The 23,837-nt window shown below is 65.6% G+C and carries 17 protein-coding genes; 11 read left to right on the plus strand and 6 right to left on the minus strand.

Annotated features, from left to right (window positions below):
* Positions 1-48 precede the first annotated feature (48 nt).
* From prsT to AC1DIX_RS03615, 5 genes are all read right to left on the minus strand, one after another.
* Positions 49-2,823 carry an XrtA/PEP-CTERM system TPR-repeat protein PrsT gene (prsT, locus tag AC1DIX_RS03595; protein ID WP_477322075.1) on the minus strand — a complete coding sequence of 925 codons (2,775 nt, stop codon included), beginning with the start codon at positions 2,821-2,823 and terminating at the stop codon, positions 49-51.
* 146 nt (positions 2,824-2,969) lie between these two features.
* Complete coding sequence (locus tag AC1DIX_RS03600; protein ID WP_442122941.1) at positions 2,970-3,278, minus strand: hypothetical protein; 309 nt, start codon at positions 3,276-3,278, stop codon at positions 2,970-2,972.
* A gap of 99 nt (positions 3,279-3,377) precedes the next feature.
* Positions 3,378-6,665 (minus strand): fused isobutyryl-CoA mutase/GTPase IcmF, encoded by a 3,288-nt coding sequence (gene icmF, locus AC1DIX_RS03605; RefSeq protein ID WP_477322078.1) that lies wholly within the window; start codon positions 6,663-6,665, stop codon positions 3,378-3,380.
* A 120-nt stretch (positions 6,666-6,785) separates the two neighbouring features.
* Positions 6,786-10,397, minus strand: a complete 3,612-nt coding sequence (locus AC1DIX_RS03610; protein ID WP_477322080.1) for an indolepyruvate ferredoxin oxidoreductase family protein — start codon at positions 10,395-10,397, stop codon at positions 6,786-6,788.
* A gap of 170 nt (positions 10,398-10,567) precedes the next feature.
* The gene (locus AC1DIX_RS03615; RefSeq protein WP_442122944.1) at positions 10,568-11,503 is read right to left on the minus strand and encodes a LysR substrate-binding domain-containing protein; all 936 of its coding nucleotides are present in this window, start codon (positions 11,501-11,503) and stop codon (positions 10,568-10,570) included.
* A gap of 134 nt (positions 11,504-11,637) precedes the next feature.
* On the opposite strand from AC1DIX_RS03615, the gene AC1DIX_RS03620 reads away from it, so the two are divergent.
* Entirely contained in the window at positions 11,638-12,861 is a 1,224-nt protein-coding gene (locus tag AC1DIX_RS03620) for an HD-GYP domain-containing protein (RefSeq protein ID WP_477322082.1), read from the plus strand.
* A gap of 15 nt (positions 12,862-12,876) precedes the next feature.
* Here AC1DIX_RS03620 and AC1DIX_RS03625 read toward each other — a convergent pair whose 3' ends face one another.
* On the minus strand, positions 12,877-13,908 hold the full coding sequence (locus tag AC1DIX_RS03625; protein WP_442122946.1) for a GGDEF domain-containing protein: 1,032 nt from the start codon (positions 13,906-13,908) through the stop codon (positions 12,877-12,879).
* Positions 13,909-14,312: 404 nt separating this feature from the next.
* On the opposite strand from AC1DIX_RS03625, the gene AC1DIX_RS03630 reads away from it, so the two are divergent.
* The 10 genes from AC1DIX_RS03630 to AC1DIX_RS03675 all read left to right on the plus strand — a co-directional run bounded on the left by AC1DIX_RS03630 (position 14,313) and on the right by AC1DIX_RS03675 (position 23,823).
* Positions 14,313-14,507 carry a Flp family type IVb pilin gene (locus AC1DIX_RS03630; protein ID WP_442122947.1) on the plus strand — a complete coding sequence of 65 codons (195 nt, stop codon included), beginning with the start codon at positions 14,313-14,315 and terminating at the stop codon, positions 14,505-14,507.
* A 57-nt stretch (positions 14,508-14,564) separates the two neighbouring features.
* Entirely contained in the window at positions 14,565-15,083 is a 519-nt protein-coding gene (locus tag AC1DIX_RS03635) for an A24 family peptidase (RefSeq protein WP_477322084.1), read from the plus strand.
* A gap of 102 nt (positions 15,084-15,185) precedes the next feature.
* Positions 15,186-16,547, plus strand: coding sequence for a P-loop NTPase family protein (locus tag AC1DIX_RS03640; protein ID WP_477322086.1), 1,362 nt, complete (start codon positions 15,186-15,188; stop codon positions 16,545-16,547).
* Positions 16,548-17,396, plus strand: a complete 849-nt coding sequence (cpaB, locus tag AC1DIX_RS03645) for a Flp pilus assembly protein CpaB (RefSeq protein ID WP_477322088.1) — start codon at positions 16,548-16,550, stop codon at positions 17,394-17,396.
* Positions 17,397-17,416: 20 nt separating this feature from the next.
* Positions 17,417-18,970: a type II and III secretion system protein family protein gene (locus tag AC1DIX_RS03650; RefSeq protein WP_477322090.1), complete on the plus strand. Its 1,554-nt coding sequence runs from the start codon at positions 17,417-17,419 to the stop codon at positions 18,968-18,970.
* Positions 18,971-18,979: 9 nt separating this feature from the next.
* Positions 18,980-19,261 carry a hypothetical protein gene (locus AC1DIX_RS03655; RefSeq protein WP_477322092.1) on the plus strand — a complete coding sequence of 94 codons (282 nt, stop codon included), beginning with the start codon at positions 18,980-18,982 and terminating at the stop codon, positions 19,259-19,261.
* Positions 19,262-19,342: 81 nt separating this feature from the next.
* A complete protein-coding gene (locus AC1DIX_RS03660) occupies positions 19,343-20,518 on the plus strand; it encodes a CpaE/TadZ family protein (protein ID WP_477322094.1) in 1,176 nt (391 codons plus the stop codon).
* Positions 20,519-20,537: 19 nt separating this feature from the next.
* On the plus strand, positions 20,538-21,881 hold the full coding sequence (locus AC1DIX_RS03665; RefSeq protein ID WP_442122954.1) for a TadA family conjugal transfer-associated ATPase: 1,344 nt from the start codon (positions 20,538-20,540) through the stop codon (positions 21,879-21,881).
* Positions 21,882-21,899: 18 nt separating this feature from the next.
* Positions 21,900-22,877 carry a type II secretion system F family protein gene (locus AC1DIX_RS03670; protein WP_477322096.1) on the plus strand — a complete coding sequence of 326 codons (978 nt, stop codon included), beginning with the start codon at positions 21,900-21,902 and terminating at the stop codon, positions 22,875-22,877.
* 10 nt (positions 22,878-22,887) lie between these two features.
* Positions 22,888-23,823 (plus strand): type II secretion system F family protein, encoded by a 936-nt coding sequence (locus AC1DIX_RS03675; RefSeq protein ID WP_477252359.1) that lies wholly within the window; start codon positions 22,888-22,890, stop codon positions 23,821-23,823.
* Positions 23,824-23,837 lie beyond the last annotated feature (14 nt).

The raw sequence follows: 23,837 nt of genomic DNA on the forward strand, positions 1-23,837 counted from the left end.
AAAAGAACACTATTTGTCAAGCCGGCGGCTTGCGCCGCCGGCTGGATGTCACATTTGTTGTAACAACTCCTTCGCCTTGGCCGAACTCTCGCCCTTGTTGGCCGCCGACACCTTCTCCAGGGTCTTGCGGGCACCGGCCTTGTCGCCGTTCTTGGCCTGGGCCTCGCCCAGGTGCAATTGCATGTCGAGGTTGTTCGGGAAGGCCGTCACTGCCTTCTGCAGCAGGTCGACCGCGCGCTTGGTGTCGCCCTTGTCGGTCAGGATGCTGCCCAGGGTGTCGAGCACGGCCGGGTTGTTGCCTGCAATGCTGTAGGCCTTCTCGGCGGTTTCCAGCGCCTTCGGATTGTTCAGCTGCTGGTAGGTCCAGGCCAGGTTGTTGAGCGCCAGCGCATTGTTGGGTGCCAGTTTCAGCGCGCTCTCCAGCTGGGTGGCGGCCGCCTGGTACTGCTTGGCGTACAGGCTTTGCTCGGCCGAATAGATGATCGCCTGGACGTCGTCCGGATGGTCCTTCAGCCACTGCGTCAGAACCTGGTTGGCTTTCTGCTCCTTGCCGTTCATTTTCTGCAGGCGGTGCAGGGTGAGGGCCACCTGGGTGGTCGGATGGCTGGCCTGGGCTTTCTCGTACAGCGGCAGGGCCTGGTCGATCTTCTTCTGCGTCATCAGGATGTCGGCTTCGAGCATCAGGCCGGCGTTCGCGGTACGCGGCTGTTTCTGCATGCCGCGGGCGATGGCCAAGGCTTCTTCCGGACGGTTCTTGCGCATCGACAGCTCGGCCAGCGCGAGCTGGGCCGGCATGAAGTCCGGCTGCAGCGAGGTCGCCTTCTTCAGCTCGGAGGCGGCATCGTCGTCACGCTTCGCCACCGCATAGGCCGAGGCCAGGCGGTACTTGGCCTGGGGCGACTTCGGCTGCACGTTGACCAGCTTGCTGTAGGTTTCGATCGCCGCGGTGGCATCGTTGTTCGCCAGCTGGACCTGGCCCAGCAGGTCCAGCAGGTTCGGATCGGTCGGATTCTCGGTCTGCAGCTTGCGCGCCACGGTCAGCGCCTTCGGCGCCTGCTTGATCTTCAGGTAATGGTTGGCGAGGCGCATGCCGGGGCCGACGGCGGTCGGGTTCTCGCTGCTGGCCTTTTCGAACCAGGTCGTGGCCTTGTCGGGCTGGCCTTGCAGGTCGGCGAGTTCGGCCAGCGCCGTCATGGCGCCGATGTTTTTCGGATCCTTCTTGAGGATGGTGGTGAAGCGGGCTTCGGCATCGGCCGGCTTCTTGTCGTTCAGGTCCATCTGGGCCAGGTTGGCCGCGGCGGGGAAGAACACCGGGTCGATCGCCAGCGCCTTTTCCAGGCTGGCGCGGGCGTTGGCCTGGTCGTTCATGGAGGCATACACCGTGCCCAGCAAGGCCTGCACCTGGGCATTGTCGGGTTGTTGCTTGACCAGTGCCTGGGCCGCGGCCAGGGCCTTGTCGTAGTGCTTCATCGACATCTCGGCCTGCACCAGCGCGATGCCGGCCTTCGGCGAGCTGGTGTCGAGCGAGGCGGCGAGTTCGAGCTCGGACAGGCCCTTCGCCTGGTCGCCCTGGCGCATTCGCGACAGGCCCAGCGAGGTGTGCAGGGCGGCAACCTTCGGCGCCAGCGCCGTCGCTTTCTCGAGGTAATTGGTGGCGTTGCCGTAGTCCTTGTTGCGCAGATAGGTCTCACCGGCCAGCGCCAGCAGCTGCGGGTCGTCGGACGAATTCTTCAGCGCCGGCGCCAGCGTCGCCAGGGCTTCGGACGGGGCGGTCTGCAGCTGGGCCTGGGCCAGCAGCTTGCGCGCATAGGTATTGTCCGGAATGGCTTTCACATACTTGCCCAGGTGTTGTTCCGCCTGCAGGTAGGAGCCCATCCTCAGCTCGATCGCACCGGCCAGCAGCATGCTCGGCAGATGGTCGGGCGCGCTCTTGAGCACTTTTTGTATCGATTCCAGGGCCGCCGCGTTCTGGCCCTTGGTGAAGTCGAGCAGGGACTGTGTATACGCCAGCTGCAGGCTGCCCGGGGTAAGCTTGCGCGCGGCGTCCAGGTCGGCCTTGGCTTCGTCGAACTTGCGCAGGTTGATTTCGATCAGCGCCTTTTCGATGAATGCGGTGCGGTGATCCGGCTTGACCACGGAAGCCTTGGTGAAGGCGGCCAGCGCTTCCGGCATCTTGCCTTCGCCGCGTGCGAGGGCACCCTTGAACATCCAGGCGTCGGCGTTTTTCGGATCCTTGGCGACGGCCTGGTCGGCCAGGGTCTGGGCCGCGATCGCGTCTTTCTGGAGCAGCGCCAGGCGCGACATGCCGATCAGGACATCGCCGTTGTCCGGCTGCAGCTTGGCGGCCTCGGCAAAGGCATCCTTGGCCTTGTCCGCGTCGTTCAATCCGAGATAGGCGCTGCCGCGCAGGGCTAGCAGTTCGGCCGAGCCGGCAGCGGTATCGGCCGCGATGGTATCCAGCAGCTCCTTGAACTTGCCCTCCTGCTCGAGCGCACGGCCCAGGGGCGGCAGCACCCGCTTCTTGTCGATACCGAGCGACAGCGCCTTGCGCAGTTCCTTCTCGGCCGACACGTAGTCGCCGGCCTGGACGTGCAAGGAGCCCAGCGCCAGCCGCGCTTCGCCGTTCTCCGGGCTGTTGGCGACAGCATTTTTCAGCTCGATCATGGCCGCCTTGATCTCGCCTTTCTGCTGGTACTGCTTCGCCTCGGCCAGCAGCTGTTCCGTGGGCTTGGTGCGATTACAGCCGCCTAGCGCGGCGGAGACGATGATGACTCCGGTGACCAGAGCGGTGCTGAGCGCCCTTTTGTTGACTTTACGCGGCATGGTTTCCTCAAGAAATCGAGTGGGTGCAAACAGGCCTGTCTGCATAGAAATTTGCGAAAGTCAATCATACCTGAAGATATCTTCCTGACATCAACACGATAGGGAATTGTGCTAAATCAGAGCGCTCTGTGGTCTTTGTGCGTCATTTACTTCTTGTTGTTACGCAGCCGGCTTAACAGTGCCTCAACATTGTCGCCGGCAGGAATGCCATGGCGGCGCAGCAACTGCACATGCAGCACCAGGTTTTCGAGGACCAGCTTGGCCGACACGGCAAGCAGGGTCATCAGGCGGTCTTCGGAGCTGAAGTTCTCCATCGAGGCCGCCATCTCGCACAGGTGGTTGGCGACCAGCTCGCGCAGATCGTCTTCGGGAAAGGGGAGGTCGGCGAAATCGATCGGATCTTCCTGCTCGACTTCGCGCATCAGGGACGCGAGTTGTTCCGGCTTGATCGGCATGCATGGCTCCATGACATTCGGGGTCAGAGCACATTTCGGCACACCGCCAAAAATGTGCTCTGACCCCGAATTCTAAAGCAGGAGCGGAGGCTTGCCGGCTTACATATTACGGCGATACTGGCCGCCGACCTCGAACAGCGCGGTCGTGATCTGGCCCAGCGAGCAGACGCGCACGGCGTCCATCAGGCGCGCGAACACGTTTTCGTTGTCGATCGCGGCCTGTTGCAGGGCAGCCAGGGCGGCCGGCGCTTCGCTTGCGTTGCGCTGGTGGAAGGCTTCCAGGCGCGTCAGCTGCGACTGCTTCTCGTCGTCGGTCGAACGGGCCAGCTCGATGGTGGCAGGGGCTTCCGCGCCCTTCGGGTTGCGGAAGGTGTTCACGCCGATGATGGGCAGGGTGCCGTCGTGCTTCTGGTGCTCGTACAGCATCGACTCTTCCTGGATCTTGCCGCGCTGGTAGCCGGTTTCCATCGCGCCCAGCACGCCGCCGCGTTCGGCGATGCGCTCGAATTCCTGCAGCACCGCTTCCTCGACCAGGTCGGTCAGCTCGTCGATGATATAGGCCCCCTGGTTCGGGTTCTCGTTCTTGGCGAGACCCCATTCGCGGTTGATGATCAGCTGGATCGCCAGGGCGCGGCGGACCGATTCGTCGGTCGGCGTGGTGATCGCTTCGTCGTAGGCGTTGGTGTGCAGCGAGTTGCAGTTGTCGTAGATCGCGATCAGCGCCTGCAGGGTGGTGCGGATGTCGTTGAAGTCGATTTCCTGCGCGTGCAGCGAGCGGCCCGAGGTCTGGATGTGGTACTTCAGCTTCTGGCTGCGGTCGTTGGCACCGTATTTGTCGCGCATCGCCACCGCCCAGATACGGCGCGCCACGCGGCCCAGCACCGTGTATTCCGGATCCATGCCGTTCGAGAAGAAGAAGGACAGGTTCGGCGCGAAATCGTCGATGTTCATGCCGCGCGCCAGATAGGCTTCCACAAAAGTGAAACCGTTCGACAGCGTGAAGGCCAGTTGCGAGATCGGGTTCGCGCCGGCTTCGGCGATGTGGTAGCCCGAGATCGACACCGAGTAGAAGTTGCGCACCTGGTGCTGCACGAAGTATTCCTGGATGTCGCCCATCACCTTCAGCGAGAACTCGGTCGAGAAGATACAGGTGTTCTGGCCCTGGTCTTCCTTCAGGATGTCGGCCTGGACCGTGCCGCGCACATTGGCCAGCACCCATGCCCTGATCTGCGCCGCTTCTTCCGCGCTCGGCTGGCGGCCTTTCTCCAGGGCGAACTTGTCCAACTGCTGGTCGATGGCGGTGTTCATGAACATCGCCAGGATGGTCGGGGCCGGACCATTGATGGTCATCGAGACGGAGGTGCTCGGGCTGCACAGGTCGAAGCCGTCGTACAGCACCTTCATGTCGTCCAGGGTCGCGATCGAGACGCCCGAGTTGCCGACTTTACCGTAGATGTCCGGACGCAGGGCCGGATCGGCGCCGTACAGGGTCACGGAGTCGAAGGCGGTCGACAGGCGTTTCGCGTCCATGCCAGTCGAAACCAGCTTGAACCGGCGGTTGGTGCGGAAGGCATCGCCTTCGCCGGCGAACATGCGGGTCGGGTCTTCGCCTTCACGCTTGAAGGGGAACACGCCGGCCGTGTAGGGGAAGGCGCCGGGGACGTTTTCCAGCATCAGGAAGCGCAGGATTTCGCCATGGTCCTCGAAGCGGGGCAGGGCGACTTTGCGGACCTTGTTGCCGGACAGCGTAGTTTGCACCAATTTGGTGCGAATTTCCTTGTCGCGGATCTTGACCACGTGCTCGTCGCCGGCGTAGGTCGCCTGCAGCTGCGGCCAGGACGCCAGCAGGTTCTTCGCTTCGCCGTCCATGGCGTTCTCACGCTCGGTGATCAGGTCGTCCAGCACCACTTCGCGGTTCGCCGCAGCCAGCATGCGCCTGGTTTCGCTGAGCTGCTGGCGTTCGCGCGCCAGCTTCACCTGTTTACCGGTGTTGCGGTGGTAGCCGCGCACGGTGTCGGCGATCTCGGCCAGGTAGCGGGTGCGGCTCGGCGGCACGATGACGTTCTTGCCGCTCGAGTATTTTTGCGCCGGCTGGGCCAGCTTCGGGGTGTCCGTTTTGAGGCCGAGTTCGGCCAGTGCCGGCAGCAGGCCGAGGTAGAGCGCGGTGACGCCGTCGTCGTTGAAGCGCGACGCCTGGGTGCCGAACACCGGCATCTGGTCCGGCGACTTGCTCCACAGTTCGCGGTTGCGCTGGTACTGTTTCGCCACGTCGCGCAGCGCATCCTGGGCGCCCTTGCGATCGAACTTGTTGATGGCGATGAAATCGGCGAAGTCCAGCATGTCGATCTTCTCGAGCTGGGAAGCGGCGCCGAATTCCGGGGTCATCACGTACATCGACAGGTCGACGTGCGGGACGATGGCGGCGTCGCCCTGGCCGATGCCCGAGGTCTCGACGATGACGAGGTCGAAGCCGGCCACCTTGCAGGCGGCGATCACGTCCGGGAGGGCCTGGGAGATCTCGGAACCGGCTTCGCGGGTCGCCAGCGAGCGCATGAAGACACGCGCCTGGCCATTCCACGGGTTGATCGCGTTCATGCGGATGCGGTCGCCCAGCAGGGCGCCGCCCGACTTGCGGCGCGACGGGTCGATCGAAATCACCGCGATGTTCAGGCGGTCGTTCTGGTCGAGGCGGATGCGGCGGATCAGTTCATCCGTCAGCGAGGACTTGCCGGCGCCGCCGGTACCGGTGATGCCGAGTACCGGCACCTTCAGGCCTTCGGCGCTGTCCATGATCTGCTTGCGCAGCTCGTTCGAGGCTTTGCCGTTTTCCAGCGCGGTGATCAGCTGGGCCAGCGGACGGTGACGCTGTTCGATATTGCCTGCGGTCAGCGCGTCGAGCGAGGTCGGCGCATAGGCCGACAGATCGACGTCGCAGGCTTCCAGCATCGAGCGGATCATGCCGACCAGGCCCATGCGCTGGCCGTCTTCCGGGCTGAAGATGCGCGTCACGCCATAGGCATGCAGCTCTTCGATTTCAGAGGGGACGATCACGCCGCCGCCGCCGCCGAACACCTTGATGTGGGCGCCGCCGCGCTGGCGCAGCAGGTCGATCATGTACTTGAAGTATTCGACGTGGCCGCCCTGGTAGCTGGAGATGGCGATGCCTTGCACGTCTTCGGCCAGGGCCGCGGTGACGACTTCGTCGACCGAGCGGTTGTGGCCCAGGTGCACGACTTCGGCGCCGTTCGACTGCAGGATGCGGCGCATAATGTTGATCGAGGCGTCATGGCCGTCGAACAGCGAAGCCGCGGTCACGAAACGCACTTTATTGGCCAGTTTCGGCTGCTCCGGCAGTTCGAGCCTGGCGGCGGGGGTGATGTCGTTCATGGTGTTCCTTGAGATTGCGGAAGCGAACAGGAGTTCTTGGTACGGTATATGACGTTAACGTAAACGTCAAGAATGCAGAACGCCGTCGTCCCCGCGGAGGCGGGAACGACGGGTGATCGATCAGGCAGCGCGTTTCTTGGCGTTGCCGCTCAGCAGCTCCGTCACCCGCGCACGGTACTCGGCCACCGCCTTTTCCTTCACATGGCCGAAGCCGCGGATCTGCTCCGGCAGGGCCGCCAGCTCGACCGCGGTCGCGTGCGTCGACGCATCCAGCGAGCCCAGCACGCCTTCGATCATCCCACGATACTCGCTGATCAGCGCGCGCTCCATCTTGCGCTCGGCCGTGTAGCCGAAGATGTCGAAGGTGCCGCCGCGCAGGCCTTTCAGCTTGGCCAGCAGCTTGAAGGCGCTCCACATCCACGAGCCGAATTCGGCCTTCACCAGGTGGCCCTTGGCATCCTTCTTGGCGAACAGCGGCGGCGCCAGGTTGAACTTGACGCTGAACTCGCCCTCGAACTGGGTCTTCAGCTGCTCGACGAAACGGCCGTCGGTGTACAGGCGGGCGACTTCGTATTCGTCCTTGTAGGCCATCAGCTTGAACAGGGACTTGGCGACCGCCGTCGCCAGCTTGTTGCCCAGGCCCAGGGCCGATTCGCGCTCGCGCACCTGCGACACCAGTTCGGCGTACTGCGCGGCATAGGCCGCATCCTGGTAACCGGTCAGGAATTCGACGCGCTTCTTGAGGATGCCGTCCAGGGTTTGCGGCATCTGCATGACGATGGCGCGGGCCGCGCTCGGCTGAACTGGCGTGGCGGTGTTCTCGACGCGCTTGAGGTCGACGGCGGCGCGGCGGCCCCACAGGAAGCTGCGCTTGTTGGAGCCGACGGCCACGCCGTTCAGTTCGATCGCGCGCAGCAGCGAGGCTTCCGACAGCGGGATCAGGCCCTTCTGCCAGGCGTAACCCATCATGAACAGGTTGGCGGCGATCGAGTCGCCCATCAGCGCGGTGGCCAGCCTGGTGGCGTCGATGAAGTCGACACCGGCTTCACCGCCCACGGCCTCAAGAATCAGCGAGCGCACCTGCTCGGTCGGGAATTCCCAGTCGCGCTGCTGGGCGAAGGTGCCGGTCGGTTGCTCGTGCAGGTTGACGACGACCGTGGTGCGGCCCGGGCGCATCTTCGAGATCGCGTCCGAGGCGCCGGCGGTCAGCATGTCGCAGCCCAGCACCAGGTCGGCTTCGCCGGTGGCGATGCGCTGGGCGCGCAGGCGTTCCGGCGTTTCCGCGATCTTCACGTGCGAGGTCACGGAGCCGTTCTTCTGGCTCATGCCGGTCATGTCCAGCACCGAGGCGCCTTTGCCTTCGAGGTGGGCGGCCATGCCCATCAGCGCACCGACGGTGATCACGCCGGTGCCGCCGATGCCGTTGATCAGGATGTTGTAGGGAGCGGCGATCGACGGCAGCATCGGCGCCGGCAGTGCGCCCCAGCCGTCGTCTTCGTCCTTCGACTTGGCGACGCCGGCCTTGTTTTTCTTGAGCGTGCCGCCTTCGACGGTGACGAAGCTCGGACAGAAGCCCTTGGCGCACGAGTAATCCTTGTTGCAGGACGACTGGTCGATCGCGCGCTTGCGGCCGAATTCCGTTTCCTTCGGCAGGATAGAGACGCAGTTCGACTGCACGCCGCAGTCGCCGCAGCCTTCGCAGACGGCTTCGTTGATGACCATCCGCTTGTTCAGGTCCGGGAACTCGCCTTTTTTCCGGCGGCGGCGCTTCTCGGCGGCGCAGGTCTGGTCGTAGATCAGGACCGTCACGCCCGGCAGTTCGCGCAGCTCGCGCTGGATGTCGTCCATGTGCTTGCGGTCGTGGATGGTGACCAGTTCCGGCAGGCTTGACCTGTCTTCGTAACGCGACAGGTCTTCGGTGACGAGGGCGATGCGTTTCACGCCTTCGGCCGCCATCTGCTGGGCGATCAGCGGCACCGAGGTGACGCCGTCGACCGGCTGGCCGCCGGTCATCGCGACCGCGTCGTTATAGAGGATCTTGTAGGTGATGTTGACCTTGGCCGCGATCGCCGCGCGGATGGCAAGGTAACCGGAGTGGAAGTAGGTGCCGTCGCCCAGGTTCTGGAACACGTGCGGCACTTTCGAGAACGCGGCCTGGCCGATCCAGGGCGTGCCTTCGCCGCCCATGTGGGTGGTCAGCTTGTTCATCTCCGGGTAGATCGAGGTCGCCATCACGTGGCAGCCGATGCCGGCCAGCGCGAAGGAGCCGTCCGGCACCTTGGTCGAGGTGTTGTGCGGACAGCCGGAGCAATAAAAAGCAGGGCGGAACGGCGTCGTGACCGCCTTCATCAGCACCGCGTCCTTCGCTTCCAGGAAGGCCAGGCGGGCCTTGATCAGGTCGCGGGTGCGGCCGTCCAGGTTCAGGCGGGCGATGCGGCCGGCGATCACGCGCGCGACCTGGGCGACCGAGAAGTCGGCCTTCGGCGGCAGCAGCCATTCGCCGCGCGGCGAGACCCATTCGCCCTTGTCGTCGAACTTGCCGACGATGTGGGGACGGACGTCGTCGCGCCAGTTGTACAGCTGTTCCTTGAGCTGGTATTCGACGACCTGGCGCTTTTCTTCGACCACCAGGATCTCTTCCAGGCCCTGGGCGAATTCGCGCACGCCCTCCGGTTCCAGCGGCCAGATCATCGCGACCTTGTACAGGCGCAGGCCGACCTGGGCCGCCATCGCTTCGTCGATGCCCAGTTCTTCCAGCGCTTCCAGCACGTCCACATAGGATTTGCCGGAGGCGATGATGCCCAGCCTGGCGTCCGGGCTGTCGATGGTGACGCGATTCAGCTTGTTCTCGCGCGCGTAAGCCAGGGCTGCGTAGATCTTGTAGTCCTGCATCAGCGCTTCCTGGGTGCGCGCCTGCTGGCCCAGCGGCACGGACGACAGGCGCGTATTCAGGCCGCCTTCCGGCATCGCGAAGTCCTGCGGCAGCTTGACCTCGACGCGGAACGGGTCGGCATCCACCGAGGCGCTCGATTCGACGGTATCGGCCAGCGCCTTGAACGCCACCGCCAGGCCGGAGAAGCGCGACATCGCCCAGCCGTGCACGCCCAGGTCCAGGTATTCCTGCACGTTCGACGGATACAGCACCGGAATCATGCAGGCGGCGAAGATGTGGTCCGACTGGTGCGGCAGGGTCGAGGAGTAGGCGCCGTGGTCGTCGCCGGCCACCAGCAGCACGCCGCCGTTCTTGCTCGTACCGGCGTGGTTCATGTGTTTAAAAACGTCGCCGCAGCGGTCGACGCCCGGGCCCTTCGCATACCACATGGCGAATACGCCGTCGTGCTTGGCCGGACCGATCAGGTCGACGGTCTGGGTGCCCCAGACGGCGGTCGCGGCCAGGTCCTCGTTCACGCCCGGCACGAACTGGATGCTCTTCGCTTCCAGGTGGCCCTTGGCCTTCCACAGGTTCTCGTCCAGGCCGCCCAGCGGCGAGCCGCGGTAGCCGGACACGAAGCCGGCCGTGTTCAGGCCCGCCTGTTCGTCGCGGATCTTCTGGATCATCGGCAGGCGCACCAGCGCCTGGATCCCGGACAGGAAGATCTTGCCGGAGGTCGCGGTGTACTTGTCGTCGAGGCTGACGTCTTTCAAGCGGTCCGGCGATCCGGCGACGGGAGCGGCGGGCGTGGACGGGATGGCAGGCGCGGGCGCGCCCTGGCCGAGGATGGTGTCAGGCATGGTGTCTCCAAATGGTATTCAGGTGGGCTGGCTCGGAGCGTCGCGCCGGGTAGGCGGTGGCGGGAGCGGGCCGGGTGCCGGTTTTTTGGCTTTGCCCGAAGTGTAGAGACAACTTGACGTATACGGAAATACGGAATGGGGATGGGGCTATAAGAAAAAATGATGGGCCATCAGGCCGCGAGGGCCCGCGCGCCGATCCAGGCGCCGCTGGCGCACAGTTCCGTCGCAACCTGGGCCACCAGGCGGCTGACCGCGGCGGCGGCGTTCGTCAGCGGGATGTTCTTCGAGGTGCACAGCACCACCGTGCGCGAGATCGAGGGGCTGTGGATCGAGACCGCCCGCATGGCGCCGCGCTCGACTTCGGCCTGCACCGGCGCCACCGGCAGGATGGTGGCGCCCATGCCGGCCAGGATCGCCGACTTGAGGATTGCGATCGAGTTGATTTCGATGACGCCGCGCGTGTGCAGGCCGGCGGCGCGCGCCGTGCTCTCGATGCGCGGACGCACGCCATGCTGCAGGCCGGGCAGGATCAGGGTCGCGTCCAGCGCTTCGGCGAGCGCCAGGCTGTCGCGTCCGGCGGCCCAGGGCGCGTCGTCGCGGCAGATGAAGCGCAGCTCTTCCTCGACCAGCGGGGTGGTGGCGAAGCTGGACAACTGGCCGTCGTCGAGCAGCACGGCGAGGTTGACGCGGCCGGCGCGCAGCTGCTCGGCCAGGTTGCCGGTCAGCTCCTCGGTCAGCTGCAGGGTGATCTCGGGATAACGCTGGCGGATCGCGGTCAGCAGCGGCAGGGCCAGCGCGCCCGAGATACTGTGCGGCAGGCCGAGGGTGACGCTGCCGGAGGGCCGTTCGGCCGACTGGACCACCGCCGCCTGGGCGTCCGCCACCTGTTTCAGGATCGCCAGCGCGTGTTCGTAGAACACCTTGCCGGCGTCGGTGCTGACCACGCCCTGGGCCGAGCGGTGCAGCAGCTGCACACCGAGCTCATCCTCCAGCTGGCGCAGCTGCTGGGTCAGCGCCGGCTGTGCCACATGCAGCACCAGCGCCGCGCGCGAGAGCGAACCATGGTCGACGATGGCGACGAAGTAGCGGAGCTGGCGTAATTCCATAAATCAATATTTGTATCTTTAAGGACACATTCCACTGAAAGTAGTTTACCTATGGCAAGTGGCAAGCTGAACAGTTGTTATACTGAAAGCGCCTCGAAACGCGGCGAGATTAACACACCCCTGTTCGTGTCCCCATGCTCAAGAAAATCGATTCCTCGCAACTTCGCGTAGGGATGGCCATCCACGATCTCGATTGCGGCTGGATGGAACATCCCTTCGTTCGTAACCGCTTCGTCATCAGCAGCGAGGACGAAATCCGCAAGATCGTCCAGGCCGGCATCCGCGGCGTGGTCATCGACTGCGCCAAGGGGCTGGACCTGAGCGATGCGCCGACCGTCGATGAGGCGGCGGCGAAGGTCGAAGAGGAAGTGGCGGCGATCGCGGCCAGGCCGGTGGCGCCGCTGCGCAGCACACTGGCCGAGGAGTTCGACCGCGCCGTCGCGATCCGCCGCCAGGCCGCCAGCCTGGTGAAAACCGTGATGCAGGACGCGCGCCTGGGCAAGGCGGTCGAGATGGACAAGGTGTCGCCGGTGGTCGAGAGCATCACGGCCTCGATCCTGCGCAATGCCAGCGCCCTGCTGGGCCTTTCTTACATCAAGAACAAGGACGACTACACTTTCCTGCACTCGGTCAGCGTGTGCACCCTGCTGGTCGCCTTCTGCCGCTCGCGCAAGATGGACGACGAGACCATCTACCAGGCCGGCATCGGCGGCCTTCTGCACGACACCGGCAAGGCCCTGGTCCCGGACCATATCCTGAACAAGCCGGGCCGCCTGACCGACGAGGAATTCGAGGTGGTGCGCCGCCACCCGCGCGACGGTGTCGAGATCCTGCGCCGCTCGCCGGAGATCGGCGCGATCCCGCTCGACATCACCCTGCATCACCACGAACGCCGCGACGGCACCGGCTATCCGGACCGCCAGGGTGCCGAGCAGATCAGCGAGCTGGCGCAGATGGCCGCGATCGTCGACGTCTACGACGCGATCACGGCCGACCGCTGCTATCACAAGGGCATGCCGGCGGCCGAAGCGCTGCGCAAGATGTACGAGTGGAGCAAGTTCCACTTCAATCCCGCGCTGACCCAGGAGTTCATGCGCTGCGTCGGTATCTATCCGGTCGGCACCCTGGTGCTGCTGGAATCGGGACGCCTCGGGGTGGTGGTCGAACCGCACGAAACCAGCCTTCTCACGCCGAAGGTCAACGTCTTCTTCAGCACAAAGAGCCAGACCTACATCAAGCCGGAAATCGTGGACCTGGCACGCGGCCTGGGCTTCGGCGGCGGCGACAAGATCGTGCGCCACGAATCGGCCGAGAAGTGGAAGGTCGATCCGCTGCGCTTCATGGCGCTCGCGGCCTGAGCGTGTAACCCGATATCAGAAGAATTCGGCGGTGTCGTTCGAGGCCACCGCCTGCAGCACGCCGTGCGAGACCAGGTCGTCGTAGTGGCAGGCCTGGTTGCGGCCATTGCTCTTGGCGTAGTACAGGGCCTGGTCGGCATGGCCCAGGGTCACCACCGGCGATTCGAAGGCGCTGATGCTCACGAAGCCCACGCTGACCGTGACCCGGCCCACCTGCGGGAAGTCGTGGTTCTCGACGTTGGTGCGGAAGCGCTCGATGATCTTCCAGGCGTTTTCCAGGGTGGTGGAACGCAGCAGCACGACGAATTCCTCGCCGCCGAAGCGGAAGACCCGGTCCTGGACCCGAAACGATGACTGCAGCAGGTTGGCGATCAGGATCAGCACCTCGTCGCCGTACAGGTGGCCGAACTTGTCGTTGACGGCCTTGAAGTGGTCGACGTCGACCACCGCCAGCCACTGTTTTTCCGGTCCGTGCGGCTGGCGCCTTTCCGCCAGGCCGGGCAGGCGCGGGTCGTGCTCGTGGGCGCCGTGCAGCATGCGGGCCAGCTGGTCGTCGAAGGTCTTGCGGTTGAGCAGACCGGTCAGCGAATCGCGTTCGCTGTAGTCGAGCAGGTTCTGGAAATTACGGTAGACGCCGACGATGCCGCCGACGGTGTGGATGGTGTCGCTGCAGAAGGGCCGGTCATTGCGCAGCTCCAGACAGGTGCAGGCCTTGTCGCCGAACCAGATCGGCAGCCACAGGGTGCGGCTGCCGTCGGCGCCGCAGGCTTCGGCGCTGCTGCGGTGTTCGGCGAGGCAGCGCGCCAGTTCCAGGCTGATGGGTTCGCCGAGTGCGCCTTCGGGCGTGTCTTCCAGGCGGGCTTCGCCGCCGGCACGGATCGATGCGCGCGAACGCAGGTACTGCTGTCCGGCCACGGTGGCGATGCTCAGGATGCGCGTCTGCGCAGCGCGGGCCAGCTCCTGCACTGCCGAGATCACGGAAATGTCGAGCATCGCGTGATCGCGGTGGCCGGTCATGTCCACCATGTGTTTCAGAAGCGAGTCCATGTCGTTCTCAGCAATGTAATCCACCGACCTGCGGACCAACAGCCGCCGTCGCGTTCGCAGGTATCTGGTATGTCACAAAGAGCAAGCGAAACAGCATATAGCTTTTTTGCAATATAAGCAATTATGCAAAAACAATTTTTTTGTCTTCAAGGGATTTTCTCAAGGATGTCGCCGATTCGCGTCCCCCAAGCGTGGGGGAATGATTCCCATCGACAAAAAATAGTTCCCTATGGAAAGCTTGTGTGCAGTCAACTTGCCGTGCGGCATCACCTTTTATAGTGAACTCACTGGCACGGAACTCGGCGCAGTCAGCCGAAAAGCGCAGCAGTCGACGTGGTTTTGCAGTTGCAGTCAGCACTTCCGGCCAGGGTTGTCTTCATTAACCTACCATATGGGAGTTTCACATGAGCACTTTCGCCTCTGCAGTCAAAACCTTCATGGCTGACGAGAACGGTGTGACCGCCATCGAGTACGGCCTGATCGCTGCACTGATCGGTGTCGTGGTTGCCGGTGGTGCTGCAGTCCTGGGCAACGGTATCAAGCAGCTGTTCACCGACATCAACGGCAAGCTGGGCGCTTCGGCACCGTCGGGATCGTAATGCGATAGAGCCCTCCGGACACGTCGTCCGGAGGGTTTTTTTCTTCTGGAGGAGGCTATGCCGATCGAACAGTACCTCGACGTGGTCCTGCTTCTGCTGGTGACTATTGCCGCCGTCAACGACTTGGCCACGCGCCGGATCCCGAACCGTCTGCTGCTGGCCGGGCTGGCCGGCGCGTTCTGCCTGCATCTGCTGTCGTCCGATCCCTTGTCCTCGCTGCTGGCGGCGCTCGCTGGGATGGGTGTCGGCCTGGCGGTGTTCCTGCCGTTTTACCTGGCGCGCGGGATGGCTGCCGGCGACGTCAAGATGATGGCGGTGGTCGGCACTTTCGTCGGGCCGGGCGATGCTTTCGAAGTTGCCGTGCTGAGCTGGTGCGTCGGCGGCGTGATGGCCTTGCTGCTGGTGCTGGTCAAAGGCCGCCTGCGCCAGGTCCTGGTCAATATCAAAGGCATTCTGTGCACGGTCTGGATGCCGGGCGCGCGCCTGGCGATGCCGGCGGCGCAGCCGAGTATCGGCGCGATGCCATATGGGCTGGCGATCGCGCTCGGAACGATTGCGGTCCTGGTCCGTCATTAAGGCCGAGTCCGCTTTTGGCCGAACGCAAGAGCGGCCCCGGGAGCGCTCGCTAGAATCAATCCGACCTGTTTCGGAAAACATGAAGGCTTCTAGGGGATTCCGATGCTTGAAACGCTATCGACTGGCAGTATCGCGACGGTGCCGCGCGCCGCGCACATGGCGGCGCCGGACCTTCCGGAGATCGCGCCCATCCTGCCGCGCCAGCCCAAGACGGTGCGCGACACCGGCCTGGAGCCGCGCTTCGTCACCGATCTGGTGCTGAAGGCGATCCAGGCCAGCGGCAAGGCGCCGCTGGCGGTCCTGGCCGGCAAGCTGCGCCTGTCCATCAACGTGCTGCGCGAAGTACTCAATCCCCTGATCGCCGAGCAGCAGGTGGAGGTGGCCTGGTGCGGCGAATCGGATATCGACATGCAGTACCAGCTGACCGCGATCGGCCAGCGTGGGGCGGCCGATGCGCTGGCGCGCTGCCGCTATGTCGGACCGGCCCCGGTGACGCTCGCTTCCTATCGCGTCGTGGTCGAGCGCCAGGCGCTGCGCCATGCCCAGGCCGAGCGGGTGACGCCAGCCCAGCTGGCGGCGGCGCTGGGCGAGGATGGACTGGCCACGGTCACGCGCGAGGTGCTGGGCGCTGCCCTGTACGCGCGCCGCTCGCTGCTGTTGTACGGTCCGTCCGGCAGCGGCAAAAGCCATCTGGCCGGCAAGCTCGGACGGCTGCTGCCGGGCCCGATCGCGGTGCCGTACGCGCTGACCGTCGGCCGCCAGGTGATCCGCCTGTACGATCCGGCGCTGCACGTGGCGCAGCCGCCGGCCGCGCGCCAGCAGGAAGAACGGCGCAGCTGCGACGCCCGCTGGACCGTCTGCCAGCGTCCGCTGGTACACGTCGGCGCCGAACTCGGACGCGAGATGCTCGACCTGCGCTACGACGCCGAGGAAGGCCTGTACCACGCGCCGCCGCACCTGCAGGCGAACAACGGCATGCTGGTGATCGACGACGTCGGCCGCCAGCGCATCCAGGCCGCCGAGCTCCTGAACCGCTTCATCGGCCCGCTCGATGCCGGCATCGACCAGCTCTCGCTGCAGGGCGGCCAGGCCGAGGCGGTACCCTTCGATGCGGCCGTGGTGTTCGCCACCAACCTGGCGCCGGACGCCATCCTCGATGACGCGGCCCTGCGCCGGATCGGCTACAAGGCCGCAATCGGTGCCTGGCCGGCAGGGGCTTATCGCGCCCTGCTGCGCCGCCAGTGCCGGCTGCGCCGCATCGAGTTCGACGACGTCGCCGCCGATCACCTGATCGAGCGCCTGCACGCGCAGTCTGGGCGGGCGCTGCTGGCCTGCTACCCGGGCGAGCTGCTCGACCGGATCGCCGATTTCGCCGGCTTTGCCGGGCACGATGCGCGCCTGACCGTGGCGACGGTCGAGCAGGCCTGGCGCAGCATGTTCATTGCTTGCGAACCGGAGGCGTAAATGAAGAACAAGCGTGCCCTCGCGATGATGGCAGTCGCGATCCTGTTCGGCCTGGCGGCCGTGGTGTTTGCCTCGCGCTGGCTCCTGAACCAGCCGGGCTCCGCTGCAGGACGGATCGCCGTGGCCGCGGTCGACATCAGTCTCGGCCAGCGCCTGACGCCGGAGATGTTCAAGCTGGCCGACTGGCCGTCCCACAGTGTGCCGAGGGGCGCCTTCACCGATCCGCAGAAGCTGGGCGGCCGCGTCCTGAAGAGCAACCTGGTGATGGGCGAGCCGGTCAGCGAAGCCAAGCTGGCCCCGGCCGGCACCCTGGGCGGGCTGTCGGCACTGATTACCGAGGGCAAGCGCGCCATCACCGTGCGCGTCAACGACGTGATCGGCGTGGCCGGCTTCGCCTTGCCGGGCAATTATGTGGACATCATCGTCAGCATGCAGAAGGACGTGCCGTCCGGTTCCGGCGCGCGTGAGCAGAACATCTCGAAGATCGTGCTGGAGCGCATCCTGGTGCTGGCTGTGGCCCAGGAAGTCAACCGTGACGAGACCAGGCCGAAGGTGGTCAATGCGGTCACGCTCGAGGTCACGCCGGAGCAGGCCGAAAAGCTCGACCTGGCGCGCAGCGTGGGCACGCTGTCGCTGGCCCTGCGCAACCAGGTCGATCCGGAATCGGCTTCCACCCTGGGCGCCACCAAGCTGACGCTGCTGCCGGAAGCGTCGCCGCCGCCCAAGCCCGCGCCCAAGCCGGTCGTGGTGGTGCGCCAGGTGCCGGTGGTGGTCAAGACCGCGGCCAAGGTGGAGCGTGATTGCGTCACCGTGCTCAACGGCCTGCGCACGGCGCAGGAATGCTTCTGAACCTATCCCGGGGTGATGCCATGAACGGAAGTCTGATGCATACGCCGATCGTCCGTGTTCTCTTCGCCGGCCTGGCCATGGCTGCGGCCGGGCCCGCGCTCGCCGCCGCCAAGACCGCCGCGCAGGCGAACGACAATCCGCCCGCGGTGCGCTCCGAGGCCGGCCCGCGCTGCCAGGGCGAAGCCGCGCGGCCCGCCCAGCTGGCCCTGCAGGTCGGGAAGTCCCAGCTAATGCACCTGCCGGAGGCGGTCCAGCACCGCAGCGTCGGCAACCCCGGGGTCGTGCAGGCCATCCTGGTGGCGCCGGACACGCTGTATATCGCCGGCGTCGACGTCGGCACCACCAACATGATCGTGCAGGGCAAGAGCGGCGTCTGCAGCATGCTCGACATCACGGTGGCGATGGATCCGTCCGCCGTACAGGCCACGCTGGCCGCCGCCCTGCCGGAGGAGCGCGACATCAAGGTGCTGGCTGCCGGCGACACCCTGGTGCTGAGCGGTACCGTCAGCGACGCCGATGCCGTCGAGCGTGCGGTCGCCCTGGCGACTGCCTATGTGCGCCGGCCCTTGCGGCCGCTGGCCATGCCGKACAAGGACGAAGCCGCGCCCGGCACCGTGGGCGGCGCCAACGGCAGCAATGCGGGCGGCACGTCGAATGCGAATCAGGCGGGAGCGCGGGTAATCAACCTGCTGTCGGTCCGCGCGCCGCAACAGGTGCAGCTCGAAGTGAAGGTCGCCGAGGTATCGAAATCCCTGCTCGAACGGCTGGAAGCCGGCGCCGCCTGGCGTTTCGGGGGCGGTAGCTGGGGTGCGGCCCTGCTGTCGAATTTCATTACCGGGAATGCCCACGGTTCGCTGCAGGCCGCCAAGGCCAAAGGCGGGGTCAACGTGAATGCGGAAAACCAGGATAGCCTGGTGCGCATCCTGGCCGAACCGAACGTGATGGCGATCAGCGGCCAGGAAGGCACCTTCCTCGCCGGCGGCAAATTCTACGTGCCGGTGGCCCAGGATAACAACCGCGTCACGCTGGAAGAAAAGGAGTTCGGCGTCGGCCTGCGCTTCACCCCCACTGTGCTGGGAGGAGGGCGCATCAACCTGCGCGTCGCGCCCGAAGTCTCGGAACTGTCGCGCGAAGGCGTGGGCATCTCGACCGGCGGTTTAAGCGGCGCCGCGATCCTGCCGGTCGTGACCACGCGTCGCGCCAGCACCACCGTACAGCTGTACGACGGCCAGAGCTTCGTGATCGGCGGCCTGGTCAAGAACAACCTGGTCACCAACCTGAAGGGACTGCCGGTGCTGGGTGAGGTTCCGGTGCTGGGAGCGCTGTTCCGCAGCACCGATTACCAGCTCGACCGTACTGAACTGGTATTCGTCATCACGGCCCACCTGGTCAAGCCGCTGCAGGGCCCGGGTTATGTGCTGCCGACCGACAAGGTGGGCGTGCCGTCGCGCGCCGCCGTCCTGCTCGGCGGCCGCCTGGACGGCCCGGCGCCGGAGGTCAGCACGGCCGCCGCCTCGACCCCGGTGCCGGCCGCGAATCCCTCGCAGAGCGCCGGCGGCTTCGAACTGAAATAGGAGGAAGCGATGGTCATCACACGCAATCGTCTCGCGGCCGCGGCACTGGCGGTCTTGCTGCTGCAAGGCTGCAGCGCGACTCCGCATTTCGAAGACAACTTCGGCGCCTCGGTGCGCGCCAACCTGGCGGCCCAGGTAATCGATCCGGCGGCAGCGGCGAATGCCAACCCCACCTCCGGCGTGGACGGCACAGCCGCCCTCGCGGCCCGCGAGCATTATCAGCGTTCGTTCAAGGAAGCCGATCGGCAGCAGCCGGTGCAGCTGCTGATTGGCGGGAGCGGCGCCAAATGATGCAGCGCTTGCCGGACTGGCTTCAGCGCGCACCACCCCAACCCGATATGGACCCGACCGATTGCTGTTCCGAGGAATCCGATGAAAGCCCTGCTGATCAGCCGCGATACCCAGCTTTACGCGGAGATCGCCTCCCAAGGAGCTGCGCGCGTGCCGCCGTTGAATGTCGCGGCCAGCCGCGTCAGCCTGCGCGACGCGCTCGACCGCCCGCTCGTTGAGGCGCCCAGCCTCGTCATCGTCGATACCAGCGAAGCCGAGGTCGCCGACGGCGACCTGCTCGAGCGCCTGACCCGCCATTACTCGGCAGCGCATTTCATGCTGCTGACCGACAATCACCACCCCGAGCTCCTGATCCGCGCCATGCGTGCGGGCGTGCGCGAAGTGCTGCAACTGCCGTTGGTGCACCGCGCGCTGCACGAAGCGATCGACCGCATTGCCGCCAGCGCCGGCGTCGCCTCTAGCCGCGACGGCAAGATCCTCGCCTTCATCGCCTGCAAGGGCGGCAGCGGCGCGACCTTCATCTCGACCAATTTCGGCTACGCGCTCGCCACGCTGGCCGACAGGAAGGTGCTGCTGATCGACCTGCACCGTCAGTTCGGCGACGCCACGCTGTACGTGTCCGACCAGAAGCCGGCGATGACGCTGTCGGACGTGTGCCAGCAGATCGCACGCATCGACGGCCCCTTTCTCGAATCCTGCCTGGTGCACGTGGCGCCCGGCTTCGGCGTGCTGGCCGCGGCCGACGATCCCGGCCAGACGACCGAAGCCAAGCCCGAACACATCGACACCATCCTGCGCGTGGCACGCCAGCACTACGACTACATCCTGCTCGACGTCGGCCGCCAGATCGATGCCGTCTCGCTGCGCGCTCTCGACAGCACCGATGCGATCTACCCGGTGCTGCAGCTGGCCTTGCCCGACATCCGCGATGCGCGGCGCCTGCTGGATATCTTCCGCTCGCTCGGTTATGTGACCGATCACATCCGCCTGATCGTCAACCGCTACGAGAAGGGCGGACGCCTGCGGCTTCAGGACCTGCACGCGGCGCTCGGCGCCGAGGTGCTGCATACCGTTCCCAACGATTACGTCGCCGTCACCGACTCGGTCAACCAGGGCATCCCCGTCCTGCAGCTCTCGCGCGGCAGCGCCGCGGCGCGCAGCCTGGCCGACCTGGTCGAAGTGGTGACCGCGCGCCGCGTAACCGAAACCAAGGGCCTGCTCGACCGCCTGTTCGGGCGCGGCGAAGGCGATGACTGAACTTTGAAGGAGACGATCCATGTCCCTGCGCGAGCGTTTGTCCGGAACCGACGAGGACCGCCAGCACCACTCCCTCCCGGAAGTGGCGCAACAGGCCTACCAGGAACTGAAGAAGACCATGCACCAGATGATCCTCGACCGGATCGATCTGGAGCGCCTGAAGCGCCTGACCAGCGAGCAGTTCAAGCACGAGCTGGCGCTGCTGGTCCAGCGCATCATCGAGGAAGAGCGCATCGTGCTGAACCAGCAGGAACGGCACCACCTGGTGCTCGACATCCAGCACGAAATGCTCGGCTTCGGACCGCTGGAGCCGCTGCTGAACGACCCGACCGTTTCCGACATCCTGGTCAACACCTGCAGCAAGGTGTACGTCGAGCGGCGCGGCCGGCTGGAGCTGACCGACATCAGTTTTCACGACAATGCCCACCTCATGAAGATCATCGAGAAGATCGTCTCGCGCGTGGGGCGCCGCGTCGATGAATCGAGCCCGATGGTCGACGCCCGCCTGCCGGACGGCTCGCGCGTCAACGCGATCATCCCGCCGCTGGCGGTGGATGGGCCGCTGGTATCGATCCGGCGCTTCGGCGCAACCCCGCTCACGGTGCAGAACCTGCTGGAGCTGAAGAGCGTCACGCCGCCGATGATCAAGGTGCTCGAAAGCCTCGGCCTGGCCAAGGTCAACATCCTGATCTCGGGCGGTACCGGCAGTGGCAAGACCACGCTGCTGAACCTGATCTCCGGCTTCATCCCCGGCAACGAGCGCATCGTCACGATCGAAGACGCCGCCGAGCTGCAGCTGCGCCAGCCGCACGTGGTGCGCCTCGAAACGCGTCCTCCCAACATCGAAGGCAAGGGCGAGGTGACGCAGCGCGCCCTGGTCCGCAACTCGCTGCGCATGCGGCCCGACCGCATCATCCTGGGCGAGGTGCGCGGCGCCGAGGCGCTCGACATGCTGCAGGCCATGAACACCGGTCACGAGGGCTCGCTGGCGACGATCCACGCGAACACGCCGCGCGACGCCCTGGCGCGTCTCGAGAACATGGTCAGCATGGCAGGCGTGAACCTGACGCCGCGCGCGATCCGCCAGCAGATCTGCTCGGCCATCACCGTGATCCTGCAGGCGTCGCGCCTGACCGACGGTACCCGCAAGGTGGTGAGCATGCAGGAAATCACGGGCATGGAAGGCGACATCATCTCGATGCAGGAAATCTTCCGCTTCGAGCAGACCGGGGTCGACGCCGACGGCAAGGTGATGGGCCATTTCTGCGCCACCGGGGTGCGTCCGCGTTTCGCCGAGCGCCTCAGGATGTTCGGCGCGCCGGTGCCCGAAGACACGTTCGACCCGGACCGGATCTTCACCTAGGTGCTCACGGAGCCTCGCATGGACATCCTCTTTTATGCTTTCGTGGTGTTCCTGTTCGCTGCCATCATTCTCGGCATCGAAGGCGTGTACCTGTGGTGGGTCGGCGCCCACGGCGCAGCGGCGCAGCGGGTGGCGCGCCGCCTTCAGCTGATGTCCGGCGGCGCCGGCCGTACCGGCGAACGCATATCGATCCTGAAGCAACGCCGCTTCAGCCGCCATGACCTCGCCGACCGCCTGCTGCACCGTGCCGCGCTCGCCCACCGGATCGACCAGTTGCTGCTGCAATCCGGGAAGAAGTGGTCGGTCGAGTCTTTCCTGCTGTGCTCCGGCGCCGCGCTGCTGGCGGGCGTCTTCCTGGTCGCGCAATGGCCCATGCCGCTGCCGCTGCAGGTCGGCGTGGCGCTGCTGTTCGCGCTGGTGCCGCTGACGCTGGTGCGGCGCGCCCGCGTACGGCGCCTGGCCCGCATCGAGGAACAGCTGCCGGAAGCGGCCGACTTCATCGCCCGCGCGCTGCGTGCCGGCCATTCGTTCACCAACGTGCTGCAAATCGTCGGCAACGAGCTGTCGGAGCCGCTCAGCGGCGAGTTCCGCATCGCGCGCGAAGAGATCAACTACGGCGTGCCGATGAGCGAAGCGCTGCACAACATGGCGGCGCGTATCCCGCTGACCGACCTGCGCTACCTGATCATCGCGGTGCTGATCCAGCGCGAGTCCGGCGGCAACCTGGCTGAAATCCTCGGCAACATCAGCCAGATCATCCGCGGCCGCCTGAAGCTGGCGGCCCAGGTTCGGGTGCTGTCGGCCGAAGGCAGGATGTCGGCCTGGATCCTGGGACTGCTGCCGTTCGGCGTGGCCGCCGTGCTGCTCCTGATCAATCCGGATTACATCAAGCCGCTGTGGACCGACCCGGCCGGCATCCGGCTGCTCTGGTATGCGCTGGTGATGATCATTTTCGGCGTGATATGGCTGCGCAAGGTAATCCGTATCCGCATCTGAGGAGGCATCGATGACGAGTGCACAGTTGATGTTTCTGCTGATCGTGTTCGCGATCGCCTGCGGCCTGGTATGGCTGGGCATGATGCTGTTCGCGCCGCAGGCCTTGCGTGCCCGCCTGGCGGAATCGACGGGCCGTCCGGACGACGGCGCAGACCGCCGCAGCGGCTGGATGGAGCGGGTGGTGCGCGCCGTGCGCCCGCTGACCAAGCTGTCGATCCCGGACGAGGGCTGGGAAAAGTCGGCCCTGCGCGCCCGCTTCATGAATGCCGGCTGGCGCAACCCGGCGGCGCCGACGCTGTACTTCGCCTCGAAGACCGTGCTGGCCCTGACCCTGCCCGCGCTGGCCGGCATCGCGATCGCGATCATGCCGGCTAGCCCGAGCGGCACCCGGATCATGTTCCTGCTGCTGCTGGCGGCATCCTGCGGATACTACCTGCCGAACGCGGTCCTGGCGCGCGTGGTCCAGCGCCGCAAGCGCGAGATCTTCGAGACGATTCCGGATGCGCTGGACCTGCTCACCGTCTGCGTGGAAGCGGGCCTGAGCCTGGAGCGGGCGCTGGTGAAGGTCGCCGCCGAAATCCACATCAAGAGCGTGACGCTGGCGCAGGAGCTGCAACTGGTGCTGATGGAGATGCGCGCCGGCTTCAGCAAGGAAAAAAGCCTGCGCAACTTCGCCTTGCGGGTCGGCCTGGACGACGTCGATTCGCTGGTCGCCATGCTGATCCAGTCGGAGCGTTTTGGTACCAGCATCGGCGACGCCTTGCGCGTGTATTCGGAGAATCTGCGCAACAAGCGCCGCGTGATCGCCGAGGAAGCGGCCGCCAAGATCGGCTTGAAGCTGCTGTTCCCGCTCATCTTCTGCATTTTCCCGACCTTGCTGATGGTCCTGCTCGGCCCCGCCGTGATCCAGCTCACGCGCACATTCAGCACCGTCCTCAGTCACTGATTTTTCGCGGAGAT

It is taken from the genome of Massilia sp. 05N420, from assembly GCF_056397205.1.